Here is a 16835-nt window from a genome sequence, read left to right on the forward strand (position 1 = left end):
GCAGGCGATTTCTTTCGGCGTCGACCGACCGCAGGGTGCAAGTAGCACGCGCTTCACGAGCAGGTATGTGACAAGTCTCACAGTTCGAAATGCCTGGTGCCGGCGGCTGCGCGCCTATTCCTTGAAGAGCAATTCCTTGTCGTTCGAATATTTCACCAGCAACGGAATGCTGGCGCCGCCGATAACGGGGCCGAGATGGCCAAACGTCCCCTCGATGACGGAGAACGGCTCGGGGCGATCGACAAGGATCCGTGCCAGCTTTCTGCGCATGGCCTTGGCGATCTCCTTGCGCACGCCATTCGGTATGGCGCCGTCGATCACCACATTGTCGATGTCGAGCAAGGCAACGGCACTGCGGGCGGCATAGGCAAGCCCGTCCGAAACCTCATCGATCCACGCGGTGAGCGGCTCTCCAAGGTCGCCCCAGTTGTCGGGCGACGACCAGATGCGGCCGGCGCCCTCGTCCCCATTGTCCTGGTCGTTGAGCTTGCCGGCCAGCGAATGCAGCGAAGCGACGCGCAGCAGCGGGGTCATCCGGTCGCCCTTGCGCCCCGGCGCGGGCACCGGCATGTCGCCCAGCGCCCCGGCCAGCTTGTTGCGGCCGGGGAACAAGTGATGATCGAGCACCAGGCCGCCGCCGATGAAGTGCCCGACATAGGCATAGAGAAAGTCGGCGCGCGATCCGCCGGCGCCAAACATCAGTTCGGCCGCGGCCGACACCGTGGCGTCGTTGTAGAGGAACACCGGCCAGTCGAACGCCCGGTCCAGTTCGGCGCGAATGTCGATTTCCCTCCAGGCATCCAGCCTGCTCGCCGGCACCGCGCCCTCTTCGCTCAGGTTCCACTGATGGAATGGCGAGGCGATGCCAAGACCCGCGATGCGGTCTTGCTCTATCGATCTGTGCTTGCGGCACATGCGCGCGATGGCGCCCTTGGCGAATTTCATCACCTCGACGGGCGTCGGATAGTCGAACAGTGTGCGTTCGAACGCCATCACGTCGCCGACGAAATTGACCAGGGCGACATCGGCGCTGCGATGGTCGACCTTGAGGCCGAAGGCGTACGCGGCTTTCGGGTTCAACGCATAGGGAACCGAGGGTTGCCCCAGCCGTCCGCGCAAAGGCTCCAGGCGCAGCAGCAGCTTGTTGTCGGCGGCGCGGTTGACGATGGTGGTGATGGTTTGCGCGGCCAGCCCGGTCAGCCGCGTCAAATCGGTCTTGGCCAGCTGCCCGTGCCGGCGGATGAGCGAGACGATCAGGCGTTCGTTGTAGATGCGGCTCTCGGCCTGCGTGGTTCCGCCGCTGCGGCCCTCGGCGATCTTTTCGAGACTGAAGAAGCTGGTGCCGGTCACGCTTTCCCCTGCGCAAGGAGGTTGGCCGCAAGGCGAGCCGATCAAAGCGCTGACGTAGCAATGCGGGCCTGGCAAGGCAACACTTAAATCCACCCGATGGAAAAATGTAGTTGACGCCGGCCGGCCTGCTGTCGTTCAAAGTATGCAAGCCTGGAGGAGCAATGCCGTGACGCAGACCCGGACCATCATGTGCTTTGGCGATTCCAATACCTATGGCGCCATTCCCACCCTGGCCCGCGTCGGACGGCACCGCTTCACGCCCGACCGCCGCTGGCCGGGCATCATGCGCCGCCAGCTCGGCAACGGATGGGATGTGATCGAAGAAGGGCAGGGCGGGCGCACCACCGTGCACGACGATCCGATCGAAGGTCTCCACAAGAACGGGCTCAAATCGCTCCCGGTGTGCCTGGAAACGCATATGCCGCTCGACCTCGTCATCCTGATGCTCGGCACCAACGATCTCAAGCATAGGTTCTCGGTAACGCCGAATGACGTCGCTGATTCCATTGAGATTTTGGCCAGAATTGTCCTGCGCAGCGAAGCTGGCCCCGCGGGCGTGGCGCCCGCGGTCCTGATAGTAGCGCCGCCGCCGATGCTGGAGGTCGACTGGTTCGGCCAGATGTTCCTGGGCGGCGCCGCAAAGTCGATGCACTTTGCCGGCCTGTTCCGCGATGCGGCCCGGCGCGCCGGCGCCGCGTTCTTCAACGCCGGCGACGTCGTCGAGTCGAGCGCGGTAGACGGCATTCACCTCGACAGCGACGCGCATCGCGTGCTCGGCACGGAATTGGCCAAAGTCGTCCAGTCGCTGATCGGCAAGGCGTGATCGCGTGGGCGAGTCACCCGACTATCTCTGATTAATTAATTCCACTGGAAAAAGTTTTGACTTGCGAGCGGGAAGGTGGGTATCTGGGGAGACTGGGAAGAGTAGCGACCGCGAGGCTTGCGATGCGCGGCAACAATCAACGACAGGGAGGAAGTAAAATGCGATCTGACAGGAACATGATGCTGGCGACGCTGCTCGGCGTTGCCGGTGTGCTCGCGGGCGGTACCATTCTGGCAAGCGCGCAGGACGGCCCGGCCGGGCTCACCAAGCCGGCGGTATTTGCGCCGTTCGATCCGAAGGCGCCGGCCTGCAGCCAACCGCCCGGCCTGAACAAGGTGCTGGCCTTCGCGCAGGATAACGAGCGTGAATTCATGCAGGGCGTCGACCGCGGCCTGGCCGCCGCCGCCAAGGATCGCGGGCTGGAATATCGCCGCGCGCTTGCCAACAATGACGCCGCCAAGGGGGTCGAGCAGGTGCAATTGTTTCTCGCCTCCAAGATCGGCGGTCTGGTGGCGGCGCCCGTGGACCCGGCCTCGATGAGCCGCAGCCTGCAGGAGCTTATCTGGTCGGGCGCCTATGTCGGCACCATCGTGCCGCCGCCAGCCACGTCGCTGCTCAATGCGCCGCAATACGAGACCGGCAAGGTGCTGGCCGAAGCGGCCGCAGCCTACATAAAGGAAAAGCTCGGCGGCAAGGCCAATGTCGTCATCCTGTCGCATGACAGCATGGAATTCCTGGCGCCGCGCTTTGCCGCCATGCGCGACATCTTCAAGGCAATGCCCGGTGTCACCATCGTCGCCGACATCTCACCCAATCCCGTCAACAAGGAAGGCGGCTTTGCCACGATGAGCACCATTCTCCAGGCCCATCCCGACGTCGATGTCGTGCTCGGCGCCGACACCGTCGTGCTCGGCGCGCTGGCTGCCCTGGAAGCGGCGGGCAAGGCGCGGCCGGACCAGTTCCTCGGCGGCATCGACGGCGAGCCGGAAGCGGTCGCCGCGATCAAGAAAGGCGGCGGTCCCTACAAGGCAAGCATCAGCCTGGCGTCGCCGGTCTTCGCTTATGCCATGGGCCAGCACGCGGCCGACTGGCTGGAGGGCAAGAGCATCCCGCAGGCGATGGATATCCTGCCGGTGGCGCTGACCAGCGACTACATGGCCCAGTACGAGGCCGACGTCGCCGACCCGGCCGCGGTCTACAAGGACCCGAAGCGCCGCGATATCTATCTCAGGATGTACGGCAACATCTGCTACGATACGCGCGCCCAGTATGTGAATTTCCCCTGGTCATCCGAGGCAAAGTAGCGCCTGTTTTTCCCGCGCGATACGGGCGGTTCAGCCTGACCTGAAACCGCCCGCTTCAGTGAGAGGCAAGCATGAGCACAGACAGCCTTCGAACGGGGACGACACCGCTGCAAACGGGCCGGTTTTCATCCTTGCTGCCGGGCGTCAAGGCGCCGGGCGAAGCGTCTGGCCGCATCGGGCTGGCGCTGGTCGCGCTCGGCTTGATCGTCGCCTTCTCGCTGTTGAACAAATCGTTCTTCAGCCTCGACAATTTCGTCGTCATCGGCGTCAACTCGACCTCGATCCTGATCGCCGTGCTCGGCACCTCCGCGCTGCTGATCGCCGGCTATGTCGACCTCTCCATCGGCAGCATGGTCGCCCTGATCGGCATCATCACTGCCAAGGTCGCGGTGGCGACGCAGAGCGCGCTGCTGGCAATCTGCGTCGGCCTGGGTCTGGGCCTTTTGCTCGGTCTGCTCAACGGTCTGCTGGTGCGCAGGCTGAGCATCTCGCCGTTGATCGTCACGCTGGCGATGCTGGCGCTCTATGGCGGCCTTGCCTTCGTCGTCTCCAGCACCGCGGTCTATGGTTTTCCCGAGGCTCTGCTCGAATTGGGGCGGGGCAAGATCTTCGGCATCCAGTACACCGTGATCATCGCCGCGCTGGTCTTTGTCGCCGGAGCCTTTGTCCTGACCAGCACGGTCACCGGCTTGAGGCTCTACGCCATAGGCGGCGATCCGCGCGCAGCCGAACTCTGCGGCATTCCGGTGGGGCGCACGGTGGTCGGCCTCTACGCCGCCAATGGCTTGCTGATCGGTCTGGTCTCGGTGCTGATCGCCGGCCGCCTCGGCAGCATCACGCCGACCATCGGCGTTCGCTTCGAGCTCGACGTGCTCACCGCCGCCATCCTAGGCGGCGTCGCTTTTTCCGGCGGCTCCGGCCGGCCGCTCGGCATCGCCATCGGCGTTGCCACCATCGGCATCCTCAATGCAGGACTGATCTTCGTCGGCCTGCAATCATGGTGGCAATCCATTTCGGTGGGAAGCATGCTGTTGCTGGCGTTGGTGGCCGACCAGGCTGCGATCGGTTTTCGCGGCCGGCGCGCTCGGGCCGCCGCGACCAACTTCGCGGTGGCGGACGATGGTGCCGTCGCCTCGGCCGGCCCTGCCGTGACGGAGGGCAATGGAGAAGCCCCGCAAGGTCCGGCATTCTCGATTGCCGACGCCCGCAAATCCTACGGCGCGCTGACGGCATTGGAAGAGGCGAGCTTCACGGTCGGCAAAGGCGAGATCGTCTGTCTGCTCGGCGACAATGGCGCCGGCAAGTCGACGCTGGTGAAGATTATTTCGGGCGCCATCCGGCCCGATGCCGGCGCGATGACCCTCGAGGGCCAGCCGATTTCCTTCAGGAGCCCGCAGGATGCACGCGGCGCCGGCCTGGAGACCGTCTATCAGGATTTGGCGCTCTGCCCGAACCTCAGCGTCGCCCACAATATGATCCTCGGGCGTGAGGAAACGCGGCGTTGGCTCGGTGTCTTCCCGGTTCGCGACGACCGAAAGGCCGCCGAGCAGTGTCGTGCCCGGCTTGCCGCGCTGGGCGTCACGCTTCGCGACGAAAACGTTCTGGTGCGCTCGCTGTCGGGCGGCCAGCGGCAGTCCATCGCCATTGCCCGCGCGCTTGCCGATCACGTCAAGCTTATCTGCCTCGACGAGCCCACCGCCGCGCTCGGCGTCAAGCAGACCGCGCAGGTCGTCAAGCTGATCCGTTCGATCGCCGCCAGCGGCACCGGCGTCATCCTGGTCACGCACGACCTGTCGACGGTCAGGGCGCTGGCCGACAGGATCGTCGTGCTCAGCCTCGGCAGGGTGGCTTACGACGGCTCGGCCAAACAGCTGACCGCCGATCAGCTCTGGGGCCTGATGGCAAGCGGGACGCTGGCGCCGGCCGCTGGGTAGGAATGCCGATCGCAGGATCTAAAGCTCGAGGCAGACCTTGCCGAAATGCCTTTGCGCTTCGTAGTGCCTGAAGGCGGCGGCGATATCCTGCAGTGGAAAGCTGCTGTCGATGACAGGCTTCAGGCGGTTGACCTCTATCGCACGGATCATGTCCTGCTGGTCGGCTTTGCTGCCGATGGAAATTCCGCTGATGCGGATCTGGTTTGAAAACAGCGCCGGGATTGAAACTTCTGCTGCAAAGCCGGTCAGGACGCCGATGAGTGCGATATGCCCGCCTGTCCGGCAGGCCGCTATCGACTGCGCCAGCGTCGCCGGTCCGCCGACCTCGATCACATGATCGACGCCGCGTCCGTCCGTCAGTTCCCTGGCCCTGCCGCCCCACTCCGGCACCGCCTTGTAGTTGATGACGCTGTCGGCCCCGAGTCGTCTGAGCTTCTCCAGCTTCTCTTCATCGGACGACGTGGCGATGACCCTTGCGCCGGCGGCCTTGGCAAATTGCAGCGCAAACAATGACACGCTGCCGGTGCCAAGGATCAGCACCGTGTCGCCGGGCTTTACCTTGCCGCATGTCACCAGGCCGCGCCAGGCGGTGACGCCCGTGCAGGTCAGCGTTGCCGCCTCGAGATGCGTATAGCCCGCCGGCGCCGTGGTGAAGGCCTGCGCCGGCATGCACACATACTCGCTGGCGAAGCCGTCGAAACTGTCTCCGGGAATGTCGCGGCTTGTATCGGATCTCATGTCGCTGGCCAGCCACCAGGGGTAGAAAACACTGACGACGCTGTCGCCCGGCTTGAACGTGTCGACGCCGTCACCGATCGCGATCACCTCGCCGGCGCCATCCGACAGCGGCACGCGGCCGTCGGCGAGCGGCACCTTGCCCTGTACGGCGAAATCGTCGCGCATGTTCAGCGCGCAGGCGCGAATCCTGACCAGCATTTCTCCCGGCCCAGGCCGGGGCTGATCCTCCTCGACCAGGTCTAGCTTGTCCAACCCGCCCGGCGCTCTCAGCCTGACCAGCTTCATAGTCTCTCTCCGACGTAAAGAGCGTTAGCATGGCGGCGGCGGTCCAGCCTATCGCCGGACCGGCCGGCCGGAAATCACGCGCAGCCAAGGCGCCAGATGGACGGCGCTCATCAAGAGATACATCACCGGCATGCCGGTGAGCGGGGAGGCATCGGCCCCCAGGCACGACATGACGCCGTCGCCAGCGTGAATGCAGGTAAGCAGCGCCATCACGGCGAAAACAGGGGCCGCGGCGAGGCACAGCCACTCGGCGGTGCGGAGAGAAACTGCATCGGAGCGTTGAGGGACCTCACTGCCGGTGCCTGTGCCGATATCGCTCATGGTCGTAATCCCTTGATGATCAATGCCCGGGTTTCCTGTCCCGTGAGGGACAGGAAACCAAGCTGGATGGGCGCCGCTCCAGGTCCTTACTTGCCGTCCTTGTTGCGGAACGCGGCTTCGCCGGCCGCCGACACTTCCTCCCACGTCTTGTCGGGTGCGGCGTCGTAATTGTCGTGCCAGTTCCACCAGCTGTAGAGCTCGGTCTGCGGATAGCCTTCGGGCGAATCCTCCCAGATTTCCTGGCGGCCGAGCGGCGTTGCGTCGAGGTAGCTCCAGACCGTGCCCATCTGCTCGTCGCCGCGGTTGTTGATGAAGTAGGTGCGATACACTTTCTTGCCGTCCTGGATGAACACGTTGTGGCCGTGCCATTCGTCGACGCCGAAATCCTTGTCGAAACTGTCGGTGATTGTGTACCAGGGCATCTCCCAATCCATCCGCTGCTTCAAGCTGGCAATGTCGGCCTGCGGCGCGCGGGAGGCATAGGCAAGCGTGGTGTTACGGGCGTTCAGATGGGCGAGATGGCCGACCTGGTCGGCGCCGAGCGAACAGCCGCGGCAGGCATGTTCGGGCCAGCCGTGGACGCCGGGTTCGTAGAAGGCGCGGTAGACGATCAACTGCCGCCGGCCCTCGAACAAATCGAGCAGGCTCGCTTTGCCGTTGGGACCCTCAAACACATAGGCCTTGTCTACTTCCATCCATGGCATGCGCCGGCGCTCGGCCGACAGCGCGTCCCTGGCGCGCATCGTTGCCTTTTCCTTCACCAGCATCTTTTCGCGCTCGGCTTCCCATTCCTGCCTTGAAACGACCGGTGGGGTCTTCATTGCCACGTGCTTGGTCATTGCTTGTTTCCTTTGCCAGTTGTTGAGCCGTTGTGGCTTGTCGTTGCCTGTTGATCGTGAGGCAGGCTAGGGCCGCGAGGCGGCGAGGGCGGAGTTACAAATGTGACGGCATTTGCAGGCGGGCCACCGCAGCAGGGGTGGCGAGGCCGCACGGTGGGCTCGAAGTCCTCGGAAGCAGGCATGGTCGGTTTTTCCTTATTGAGAAGCTTAACGAGACTGTCTGAGATGCTCAGGCTAGCGAATGCGAATATTGCCGTCAACGCAGGCCTGGGCGTCTTCAACCAGTCCAGATGGCTAGGTCGCCGTCCGCGGCTTGCTGCTTGGCGGTGGTGACTTAAGTTAGGGCCGGTAAGGGGAGCGGTGGGAGTTACAAATGTGACGGGATTTGCATGGACTCGCTGATCACCGCGGCAGGGCTGGCGCTGGCGGCGGGCAATCCGCTGGCGGCACTCGACCGCGTCGCCTTGCGCGAGGATGCCCCGGCGCTGGCGTTGCGCGGCATTGCCATGGCGCAGCTCGGCGATTTCGATCGCGCCAAAGTACTGTTGCGTAGGGCCGGCCGTGCCTTCGGTCCAAAGGAGGCGGTGGCGCGCGCCAGGTGCGTTGTCGCCGAAGCCGAGATCGCACTTGTTTCGCGTGATCTCGGCTGGCCGTCCAAGGCGCTCGACGCGGCGCGGTCGACATTGGAAAAGCATGGCGACCGGCTGAACGCGGCGCATGCCGGGCATCTCAAAGTGCGCCGCCTGCTGCTGATCGGCCGCCTCGACGAGGCTGAAGACGTGCTGGCTGGGCTCGATCCGTCGCCGCTTCCGCCGGCCTCACGCGCCGCGCATGAACTCGCGGTTGCCGGCATCGCCATGCGGCGCCTGAAGACGAAGGCCGCGCGCGCAGCCCTTGAGTGGGCGCGCCATGCCGCCCGCCGGGCCGGCATTCCGGGTCTCATGGCGGAGGTCGACAGCGCCTTCCTGGCGCTGGAGACGCCGGCGGCGCGGCTGATCGCAGGCGGCGAGGAGCATCCGCTGTTGCTCGAAGAGGTCGAGGCGCTGCAGGCGTCGCGCGCGCTGGTCGTCGATACGTTCCGCTATATCGTGCACAAGCAGGAAACAACGATCTCGCTGGCAACGCGGCCGGTGCTGTTTGCGCTGGCGCGCGCGCTTGCCGAAGCCTGGCCGGCGGATGTGCCGAGGGCGACGCTGATTGCCCGCGCCTTTGGCGGCCGGCATGCCGATGAATCGCATCGCGCCAGGCTGCGGGTCGAGATCGGCCGGCTGCGCGCCGAATTGCGGCCGCTGGCGGGCATCGGCGCGACCAGCCAGGGCTTTGCGCTAAAGCCGCGCGAAGCAGGCTCCGTGGCGGTGCTGGCGCGGCCGATCGAGGAGCGGCACGCCGCGGTGCTGGCCTTCCTGGCCGATGGTGAATCCTGGGCCAGCTCGGCGTTGGCGCTGGCGCTGGGCGCCGGACAGCGCAGCGTACAGCGGGCGCTCGAGCAGTTGGCCGAGACCGGCAAAGTGCAGTCCTTCGGCCACGGCCGGGCGCGGCGCTGGATGACGCCACCGGTCGCTGGTTTCACGACCACCTTGTTACTCCCGTCGCCGCTGCCGAACGGCTAGGAAAGGTGACCATGATCGAGGACCAGGACATGAAACATTCAGCAGCGGAAATCCTGCGCGAATACGGGCCCTTTCCTGATGTCGACACCGTGCACGGCGTGAGCTTCGACGGACAGAATGTCTGGTTTGCGACGGGCGAGCGGCTGACCGCCTTCGATCCGGCAAGCGGTGAGACGCTGCGCTCGATCGATGTCGCCGCCCATGCCGGCACCGCCTATGACGGCCGGCATCTGTTTCAGCTCGCCGGGGACCGCATCCAGAAGATCGACCCGGATACCGGCAAGGTGCTCTCCACCATCCCGGCGCCCGGCGGCGGCCGCGATTCCGGCATGACCTGGGCCGAGGGCACGCTCTGGGTGGGGCAGAACCGGGAGCGCAAGATCCACCAGATCGATCCCGAGACCGGGAAAATCCTGCGGACCATCGACTCGAACCGCTTCGTCACCGGAGTGACCTGGGTCGATGGCGAGCTCTGGCACGGCACCTGGGAAGGCGACCAGAGCGATGTCCGGCGCGTCGATCCGCAAAGCGGAAAGGTGCTGGAACGGCTCGACATGCCGGCAGGGGTGGGCGTTTCCGGGCTCGAATCCGACGGCGGCGACCGCTTCTTCTGCGGCAGCGGCCCCGGCGGCATGGTGCGATCGGTGCGCCGGCCCAGATCGGCCGGCAGCGTATAAGGCCGCGGCCGGCGGCGTTCGCCTTATGGTGCGAAACGTCCCGCCGAGATCATATCCCGGAGCCGTCGAGCAGCGGGACGTCTTCGCCTTGCCACGGACTTGGCATTGAAGCCCGGCTCAGATTGGCCGTCGGCAGCGGCATCCAGCATTTCAACTCCGGTTCGGGGTATTCGATCACCCGTCCTGGCGACGAATCGGAAGAGCGCCAGCCCTCCGTGCCGAACTGGTCGGCGCGCGACCAGTAAGCGAGGTCGACCTCGGCCGGCCCCTGTTCCGATGGCCTGACCGTGACCAGGATGCGGCTGCCGTCCTTGGGCGCGCTCGCCATGTGCCGCCAGCGATCGGGTTCGTCCATTCTCATGTCCTCCTGCACGTTGCAGGGATAGTCGCTGCGCTCTTGGCAGCGGTCAACCCGAACTTTGCCCAAGCACGAGATCTGTTTAGTACTCCCGCGCCGTCGGCCGAAACAAGATCTGGTTCATGTCGACCTCGTCGGGCTGGCTCACGGCGAACGCCCCCATGGCGAAAGAATCCGGATGCCGGGGCGCAACAGGAAAATCGAAGCCGGCATGTGAACGGGCTCACATGCCGCCACTGCAAGGAACGCTATGGGACGTCCGGCCATGACAGGGGTTTCGGATGACACTTGCTGATCTGTCTTTTTATCTCTTCACTATTTTCAATGGCTTGCGCGTGGTGTCCTACCTGCCGCAGATCGTGCGGGTGGCCCGGGACAGGCACGGGGCGTCGGCGATTTCCTACGCGACCTGGCTGTTGTGGACAGGCGCCAACGCCACGACGGGACTCTACGCCCACATCAATCTGAACGATCCCGCTCTGGCGGCGATCAACTGGCTGAACGCCGTACGCTGCGTGCTGGTCATCGCGCTCACCGCCTACAAGCGCCATCGCGCACGGCTTCCAGTTGAGGAAGCCGCAAGCCGGTCGGAAGCGACCGCTCTGATGGTCGACAATGTCTGCTGAAGATCACCGCGGCAGATTGCGCTTTTCGAGGCCGCTCTCAGACATGCACGGTGCCATGCGAAAGCTCGCCCTCGTCGCTTGAGATGAGGAAAGCGGCTGCGAGCAGGCCGACATAGAACAGCCCGACCATGCACGCGACATAGATGCCTGGAACCGGGCCGAGCTGCGCCACGCGCGCGGCGTCGAGAAATGACGCGCCGAAGCCTATCGGCGACCCTTCGCGCTGCAGACTGGGCGTCGTGATCTTCAGCACCCACGCCAGCATCAGGATCGTGTACATGAAAATGTAGTTGCGGCGCAGCCGGCGCACCAACGCCGCGCGTTGCGAGATCAGGAAGCGCGGCGAACGCAGGCCTTCGCCGACGATGGCCAGCCAGTTGGAGGCGTAGTCGGGCTGCGGCGAGAAGATCTGCGCGAAATAATAGCGCTCGAACTGGCGCACCCTGGCCCGGTAGACGTCGAAGAAACGATAGCGCCGCGCCTCGATCCATAGCAGCAGCGTGGTCAGCAGCATGGCAAAGAGCAGCACCCCGTGATGGGCGCTGGGCGTCGACAGTGAGACTGAGAGCATGGCGGCGACGACAGTAATCGCCCAGTTGCTGGTACGGTCCAGCCGGTCGCGCCAGCCGGCCATGCGGGCGATTTCGGCGCGGTGGAAATGCGACATGGTGGCCACGAATTCCGATGAGGTGAGCTTCAGCGCGAACGCATCAGAGGCCCGCGGCGCTGCAGCCGCTTCGTCGGTTTTCACGGTCTTGACCTGGGACATCCCTTGCCACGCGCCTCCCAACGCCATGGCCGGCCGAAACGACGCCGGTCATCCCCATCCGCGCAACGCGCAATCGGTTGAAAATGTTCCGTCGCCGGCCCGGGTCTCGGCGGTTTATCCGCAGTCAGATAGGCCCGTTATGCGATTCAGGTAATGAGGAACCCGCGGCGCGCCAAGGGAGCGTGGCGTGCAACCGATCTTGCCCGCAAACGTTATACCGGGCACGATGAGGGGGTGCATGTCCTTCGTGGTCAACCGGCGCCGGCCGGTCGCGCTTGCCGCGGCAGCTTTCGCATTCATGCCGGCCGCATCGTTGGCAGCCGAAAAGACCGGCATGTCCAGCGAGGGCATTTTCGTTCTCGAAATCCTCCTTCTGCTTCTCGTCGGCCGCGGCATCGGCGAATTGCTGGAGCGTCTCGGCCAGCCGGCGGTGATGGGTCAGCTCATCGGCGGCATCCTGCTCGGGCCATCGCTGCTCGGCTGGCTATTGCCGGAAGCAGAACGCGTGATCTTTTCAGGCGACGCCACCCAAAAGAGCATGATCAGCGCCATCGCCCAGCTCGGCGTGTTGATGCTTCTGTTGCTCACCGGGATGGAGACGGATCTGCGGCTGGTGCGCAGGGTCGGCCGTGCGTGCTTTTCCATCTCCGCCGCGGGCGTCGCCGTGCCTTTCGCGCTCGGCTTCACCGCCGCACAGTTCATGCCGGCCTCGCTGCTGGCCGACGGAACCGAGCGCATTGTCGCCGGTCTCTTCCTCGGCACGGCGCTGTCGATCTCCTCGGTCAAGATCGTCGCCATGGTGGTGCGCGAGATGAACTTCATGCGCCGCGATCTCGGTCAGATCATCGTCTCGTCGGCCATCATCGAGGACACGATCGGCTGGGTGATCATCGCCATCACCATCGGCATCGCCACCAAGGGGCGCATCGAGCTCGGCAGCCTTGCCTTCACCATTGTCGGCGTCGCCGCCTTCATGGGGTTTTCCTTCACGATTGGCCGCCGCATCGTCTTCGACGCCATCCGCTGGACCAACGATACGTTCCGCAGCGAATACGCCGTCGTCACCGTCATTCTCGCCATCATGGGCGCAATGGCGCTGATCACCGATCTGATCGGCGTCCACACCGTGCTCGGCGCCTTCGTCGCCGGCATACTGGTTGGGGAATCGCCGATCCTGTCGCGTCATATCGAAGGGCAATTGCGCGGCGTCATCATGGCGCTGTTCATGCCGGTTTTCTTCGGCGTCGCCGGCCTTTCGGCGGATCTCACCGTGCTTGTCGACCACGAGCTTGCGCTACTCACGGCCGCTTTGGTGCTGATCGCCAGCTTCGGCAAATTCGCCGGCGCCTTCATCGGCGCCGAGCTTGCCGGCATGAGCCGCAAGGAAGGCATCGCCGTCGGTTGCGGCATGAACGCGCGCGGCTCGACCGAAGTCATCGTCGCCTCTATTGGCCTGTCGATCGGCGTTCTGTCGCACAATCTTTTCACCATGATCGTGACCATGGCCGTCATCACCACGCTCGCCATGCCGCCGACCTTGCGTTGGGCACTCGGCCGCTTGCCGATGGGCGAGAACGAGAAGAAGCGTCTGGAGCGCGAGGAGATCGACCAACGCGGCTTCATCGCCAATCTGGAACGACTGCTGGTGGTGACCGATGAGGGCGTTGTCGGCCGCTTTGCCGCTTACCTCGCAGGAGTCGTGGGCGCCGGCAGGCCGACGACGGTGCTGCATGCCCGAGGCGAGGGGGAGAAGGCCGAGCCCGGCACGGATGCGAAGCTCGAGCCGATCGAAAAGGGTGCCGAGGACAGCCGCGAGGCCGCCAGGAGTTCGGACGAGGAGCTGGCCCGCGCGGCGCCTGTCACGCGGCGCCACGAGGCCGAGCTTTCGGCCGAAACGGTTGCCAAGGAGGCGCGCAAAGGCTATGGGCTGCTGCTGATCGGGCTCGGCCGCGCGGTCACGTCGAAAGGTGGGTTTGCCCGCCGCATCAACGAGATCGCCGGCGCCTTCGAGGGCCCGCTATGCCTGGTGCTGAAGGCGACCGGCGCCGGCCGCCAGATGCCAAGGCTAGGACCTGAAGGCGGGAAGATTCTGGTTCCGGTCAACGGCACCGCGATCGCCCGCCGGGGTGCCGAAATGGCGCTGGCGATTGCAGCGGTCACGGGTGCGCGGGTCAAGATACTTTATGTCGCGCGCGTCGGCCGCGACGAACCGCGCGACACTGTCTCGCATCGCCGCAGGGAGGCGGTGCTGAAGGATACCGTCGCACTAGCCGACCGCTATGGCGTCGAGATCGAGACGGCCATCCGCAGCCGGGCCGCCGCCGCCGATGCCATTGCCCGCCAGGCCGGCAGGGGGGCGGCGCTGATCGTCATGGGCGTGGCGCGGCGCCCTGGCGAGGAACTCTTCTTCGGCGAGACGACCACCGGCGTGCTGCAGCGCTGCCAATGCCCGGTGGTGCTGATCTCGGACGCCAGGCTCAGCCGCGACGACGAGGGCAGGGAAGAGCTGCGCTCGGGAACGGGGACAGGGTGATGAGTATTTCCCCTCGAGGGGAAATTTCGCTCATGCCGCCTGCAGCCTCTCTCGGCCGGGCTGCGGCGGGAAGGCGATGGCGATGCCGGCAGCACCGAGTCCGATCAGCGCCGAGCCGATGAACAGCCAGGAATAGCTGGCATAGGCGTCGAAGATCATGCCGCCGGCGAGCGGGCCGAACGACATGCCGAGGCTGGACAACAGGGTCGCGGCGCCAAGTATCGTGCCGATGATGCGCGGCCCGAAATAGTCGCGCGCCAGAACCGCATAGAGCGGCATGACGCCGCCATAGGTGGCGCCGAAGATGATCGCCAGGAGATAGAACTGCTCGAGATTGCCGACGGCGAGATAGGCGGCGATCACCACCGCCTGGATGGCGAGGCCCACGATCAGCACCGGCTTGGCGCCCAGCCTGTCGCCGAGCACGCCGTAGAGCACGCGCCCGCCAAGCCCGGCAAGGCCCTCGACGCTGTAGATCGACACGGCTGCCATCGGCGCCACGCCGCACGACATGGCATAGCTCACCATGTGGAAGATCGGCCCCGAATGCGCTGCGCAGCAGGCGAAGAAGGTCATACCCAGCACCAGGAATTGCGGCGAGCGCAGCGCCTGGCCGACTGACATGCCGGGGGCCGCGGCAGGCGCGGGCGCGCTGCCATCCGCTGCCGCGACCGCCGTCGACGGCTGGCGCACCAGGAAGACGGCCGGCAGCAACAGCACCCAGGCCATGATGCCGATGTCGAACATGGCGGTGCGCCAGTCGTAGGCGGTGATCAGCCAGCGCGCGAAGGGCGAGATGGTCATCGGCGCCACGCCCATGCCGGCCGAGACCAGCGACACGGCCAGACTGCGATGGGTCTCGAACGAGGCGGTGGTCAGCGCGATCATCGGCGCGAAGAAGGCGCTGGCCGCCAGCCCGACGATGACGCCATAGCTCAGCTGGAAGACCAGCAGCGATTGGGCTCGGCTCGCCACCACCAGCGACAGGCCGAGCAGCACCGCGCCGGCAAAAACCACCGGGCGAGCGCCGACACGGTCATAGATGGCGCCCCAGGCGAAACCGCCTGCACCCATCACCAAGAAATTCAGCGTCATGGCGCTGGAAATGCCGGTTCGCGACCAGTTGGTGTCGAGCGCCATCGGCTCGAGAAAGATCGCCAGCGAAAACATCGCGCCGAGCGCCACACAGGTCATCAGCGCGCCGCACGCGACGATCACCCAACGGTAGGAATTGTTCATGCTCTTCTCCCGAGATCGGTTTCGATGCGGCGCCACTCGCTCCAGCTCCGTTGCGCCGCTTGCGTCCGAAGGACGTTGGCGGGATTTCGAATCCGACAATCCGGTTGCATTTTTTATCCGGTCTGCGTGGAAGTCCATCCGATATGACAAAAGCAGGGTGTAAGGCTGCCAAGCGCGCCGACAAGATAGACTGCCGAATTGACGAGCCGCTCCGCGGCACTAGCTTTGTGGTCTCGCGACGGGAGATATCGCTCATGGAACTGCATCGCGGCCGCCTCATCGACCACGTCCAACTGGTGGTCAGGGACCTCAAGGCGAGCCGGCGCTTCTATGAAGCTGTCTTCAAGGTGCTCGGCATTCCGATCGGCGGCGAGGCCGAGGACTATTTCTGGGCCGACGAACTGTTCATCTCAAGCCTCGACAGCCGGGCGGCGAGAGGACAACTGACCGGGCGCCATCATCTGGCCTTCCAGGCCAGGGACAACGCCATGGTCGATGCCTTCTACAGGGCCGGCCTCAATGCCGGCGGGGCCGACAATGGCGCGCCGGGTGAGCGGCCCTACCACCCCGGCTACTACGCCGCCTTCCTGCTCGACCCCGACGGCAACAACATCGAGGCGGTGTTTCACGGGCCGGCAAAGCGAAGTGCCGCTTCGGTCGAGATCAATTTCTAGCGCAGGTTCACGAGGAGCGGGTTGCGGTGATCCGTCCGGAGTTCTCGCAAAAACAAAGAGTTGAAGCGGTCCACGGATTCAATCGCTGAACTGCTTCACATTGCCGGCGCGTAGCGGTTCACCACCATTCCGCAGGCATAGGCTTTAGAGCCGAGCAGGCGCAATTTCCGGAAGCCGCCACGGTCGAAAATCCGCTCGCCGTCGCCCAGCGCGGCCGGATTGATGAACAGCTGGAACTCATCGACCAACCCCGCTGCAATCAGCGCCGAGGCAAAGCCGGCGCCGCCGAATACCGCCATGTCGCCTTCACCTTCAGCTTTCAGCGCCTTGACCTCGCGCGGCAGGTCGCCGCTGGCAACCGTCGTGCGCTCCCACCGCGATGCCGCGAGCTTGTCGCTCAGCACCACCTTGCGCGCCTCGACGATGCGCTGCGCAAAAGCGTAGAAGGGATCGCGCGGATAGCTTTTTGCGGCATTGCCCCAATGGGTTAGATAGCCTTCTTCGGCCATCTTGCGGCTGAGCAGAATGGTATCGATGCCAGCGAACACCGTGTTGAAATCCTGCTTCAAGTCGTCGTCCCACGGGCAGTTGGCGCCCCATTCCCAGAGCTGCCAGTGCTCATCGCCGGCCGCGCCGACAAAACCGTCGACCGATATCTGCATCTGCAGGATCAGCTTTCTCATCGTCGTTCTCCTGATTGAGCTCTGGTGTCACCAGCGCCAGGTCAGGTGGCGTTGGTGATTGCTTTACTTTCG

Annotated in this window: 16 protein-coding genes; 8 read left to right on the forward strand and 8 right to left on the reverse strand. The window is 65.0% G+C overall.

Annotated elements, in window-relative coordinates; translation table 11 throughout:
- Positions 1-114: 114 nt before the first annotated feature.
- The gene (locus NKJ57_RS07855) at positions 115-1350 is read right to left on the reverse strand and encodes an ROK family protein (protein ID WP_352510873.1); all 1236 of its coding nucleotides are present in this window, start codon (positions 1348-1350) and stop codon (positions 115-117) included.
- 166 nt (positions 1351-1516) lie between these two features.
- On the opposite strand from NKJ57_RS07855, the gene NKJ57_RS07860 reads away from it, so the two are divergent.
- The 3 genes from NKJ57_RS07860 (at position 1517) to NKJ57_RS07870 (ending at position 5411) form a co-directional block, all read left to right on the forward strand.
- Positions 1517-2173, forward strand: coding sequence for an SGNH/GDSL hydrolase family protein (locus NKJ57_RS07860; RefSeq protein WP_352510872.1), 657 nt, complete (start codon positions 1517-1519; stop codon positions 2171-2173).
- A 158-nt stretch (positions 2174-2331) separates the two neighbouring features.
- The gene (locus NKJ57_RS07865; RefSeq protein ID WP_352510871.1) at positions 2332-3477 is read left to right on the forward strand and encodes a sugar ABC transporter substrate-binding protein; all 1146 of its coding nucleotides are present in this window, start codon (positions 2332-2334) and stop codon (positions 3475-3477) included.
- A gap of 71 nt (positions 3478-3548) precedes the next feature.
- Entirely contained in the window at positions 3549-5411 is a 1863-nt protein-coding gene (locus NKJ57_RS07870) for an ATP-binding cassette domain-containing protein (protein ID WP_352463162.1), read from the forward strand.
- An 18-nt stretch (positions 5412-5429) separates the two neighbouring features.
- On the opposite strand, the gene NKJ57_RS07875 is transcribed toward NKJ57_RS07870, so the two are convergent.
- The 3 genes from NKJ57_RS07875 to NKJ57_RS07885 form a co-directional block, all read right to left on the reverse strand.
- Entirely contained in the window at positions 5430-6434 is a 1005-nt protein-coding gene (locus tag NKJ57_RS07875; RefSeq protein ID WP_023693809.1) for a zinc-dependent alcohol dehydrogenase family protein, read from the reverse strand.
- Between the two features lie 48 nt (positions 6435-6482).
- Positions 6483-6755 carry a hypothetical protein gene (locus NKJ57_RS07880; RefSeq protein ID WP_023695475.1) on the reverse strand — a complete coding sequence of 91 codons (273 nt, stop codon included), beginning with the start codon at positions 6753-6755 and terminating at the stop codon, positions 6483-6485.
- Between the two features lie 86 nt (positions 6756-6841).
- A complete protein-coding gene (locus NKJ57_RS07885) occupies positions 6842-7594 on the reverse strand; it encodes a DUF899 domain-containing protein (protein ID WP_352510870.1) in 753 nt (250 codons plus the stop codon).
- Between the two features lie 389 nt (positions 7595-7983).
- On the opposite strand from NKJ57_RS07885, the gene NKJ57_RS07890 reads away from it, so the two are divergent.
- A complete protein-coding gene (locus NKJ57_RS07890) occupies positions 7984-9204 on the forward strand; it encodes a hypothetical protein (RefSeq protein WP_023685490.1) in 1221 nt (406 codons plus the stop codon).
- Positions 9205-9233: 29 nt separating this feature from the next.
- Positions 9234-9881, forward strand: coding sequence for a Vgb family protein (locus tag NKJ57_RS07895; protein WP_352510869.1), 648 nt, complete (start codon positions 9234-9236; stop codon positions 9879-9881).
- Between the two features lie 49 nt (positions 9882-9930).
- Here NKJ57_RS07895 and NKJ57_RS07900 read toward each other — a convergent pair whose 3' ends face one another.
- Positions 9931-10236, reverse strand: a complete 306-nt coding sequence (locus tag NKJ57_RS07900) for a hypothetical protein (RefSeq protein ID WP_023689804.1) — start codon at positions 10234-10236, stop codon at positions 9931-9933.
- 284 nt (positions 10237-10520) lie between these two features.
- Between NKJ57_RS07900 and NKJ57_RS07905 the strand changes: the two genes are divergently transcribed.
- A complete protein-coding gene (locus tag NKJ57_RS07905) occupies positions 10521-10865 on the forward strand; it encodes a hypothetical protein (RefSeq protein WP_352510868.1) in 345 nt (114 codons plus the stop codon).
- Positions 10866-10902: 37 nt separating this feature from the next.
- On the opposite strand, the gene NKJ57_RS07910 is transcribed toward NKJ57_RS07905, so the two are convergent.
- Positions 10903-11634, reverse strand: a complete 732-nt coding sequence (locus NKJ57_RS07910; RefSeq protein WP_023693804.1) for a DUF2270 domain-containing protein — start codon at positions 11632-11634, stop codon at positions 10903-10905.
- A gap of 238 nt (positions 11635-11872) precedes the next feature.
- Between NKJ57_RS07910 and NKJ57_RS07915 the strand changes: the two genes are divergently transcribed.
- Complete coding sequence (locus NKJ57_RS07915) at positions 11873-14167, forward strand: cation:proton antiporter domain-containing protein (protein ID WP_352510867.1); 2295 nt, start codon at positions 11873-11875, stop codon at positions 14165-14167.
- 30 nt (positions 14168-14197) lie between these two features.
- On the opposite strand, the gene NKJ57_RS07920 is transcribed toward NKJ57_RS07915, so the two are convergent.
- Positions 14198-15406 carry an MFS transporter gene (locus tag NKJ57_RS07920; protein ID WP_352510866.1) on the reverse strand — a complete coding sequence of 403 codons (1209 nt, stop codon included), beginning with the start codon at positions 15404-15406 and terminating at the stop codon, positions 14198-14200.
- 245 nt (positions 15407-15651) lie between these two features.
- Between NKJ57_RS07920 and NKJ57_RS07925 the strand changes: the two genes are divergently transcribed.
- The gene (locus tag NKJ57_RS07925) at positions 15652-16080 is read left to right on the forward strand and encodes a VOC family protein (RefSeq protein ID WP_352510934.1); all 429 of its coding nucleotides are present in this window, start codon (positions 15652-15654) and stop codon (positions 16078-16080) included.
- Positions 16081-16175: 95 nt separating this feature from the next.
- On the opposite strand, the gene NKJ57_RS07930 is transcribed toward NKJ57_RS07925, so the two are convergent.
- The gene (locus tag NKJ57_RS07930; RefSeq protein ID WP_023740061.1) at positions 16176-16763 is read right to left on the reverse strand and encodes a dihydrofolate reductase family protein; all 588 of its coding nucleotides are present in this window, start codon (positions 16761-16763) and stop codon (positions 16176-16178) included.
- Between the last annotated feature and the right edge of the window lie 72 nt (positions 16764-16835).

This window comes from Mesorhizobium sp. M0077 (genome assembly GCF_040322955.1).
In the GTDB taxonomy this organism is placed as follows: Bacteria; Pseudomonadota; Alphaproteobacteria; order Rhizobiales; family Rhizobiaceae; genus Mesorhizobium.

Bases quoted from the DNA above. Each gene is read 5' to 3' on its own strand.
- NKJ57_RS07865 (WP_352510871.1), top strand. From the start codon at position 2,332: ATGCGATCTGACAGGAACATGATGCTGGCGACGCTGCTCGGCGTTGCC.
- NKJ57_RS07870 (WP_352463162.1), top strand. From the start codon at position 3,549: ATGAGCACAGACAGCCTTCGAACGGGGACGACACCGCTGCAAACGGGC.
- NKJ57_RS07875 (WP_023693809.1), bottom strand. From the start codon at position 6,434: ATGAAGCTGGTCAGGCTGAGAGCGCCGGGCGGGTTGGACAAGCTAGAC.
- NKJ57_RS07880 (WP_023695475.1), bottom strand. From the start codon at position 6,755: ATGAGCGATATCGGCACAGGCACCGGCAGTGAGGTCCCTCAACGCTCC.
- NKJ57_RS07885 (WP_352510870.1), bottom strand. From the start codon at position 7,594: ATGACCAAGCACGTGGCAATGAAGACCCCACCGGTCGTTTCAAGGCAG.
- NKJ57_RS07890 (WP_023685490.1), top strand. From the start codon at position 7,984: ATGGACTCGCTGATCACCGCGGCAGGGCTGGCGCTGGCGGCGGGCAAT.
- NKJ57_RS07895 (WP_352510869.1), top strand. From the start codon at position 9,234: ATGAAACATTCAGCAGCGGAAATCCTGCGCGAATACGGGCCCTTTCCT.
- NKJ57_RS07900 (WP_023689804.1), bottom strand. From the start codon at position 10,236: ATGGACGAACCCGATCGCTGGCGGCACATGGCGAGCGCGCCCAAGGAC.
- NKJ57_RS07905 (WP_352510868.1), top strand. From the start codon at position 10,521: ATGACACTTGCTGATCTGTCTTTTTATCTCTTCACTATTTTCAATGGC.
- NKJ57_RS07910 (WP_023693804.1), bottom strand. From the start codon at position 11,634: ATGTCCCAGGTCAAGACCGTGAAAACCGACGAAGCGGCTGCAGCGCCG.
- NKJ57_RS07915 (WP_352510867.1), top strand. From the start codon at position 11,873: ATGTCCTTCGTGGTCAACCGGCGCCGGCCGGTCGCGCTTGCCGCGGCA.
- NKJ57_RS07920 (WP_352510866.1), bottom strand. From the start codon at position 15,406: ATGAACAATTCCTACCGTTGGGTGATCGTCGCGTGCGGCGCGCTGATG.
- NKJ57_RS07930 (WP_023740061.1), bottom strand. From the start codon at position 16,763: ATGAGAAAGCTGATCCTGCAGATGCAGATATCGGTCGACGGTTTTGTC.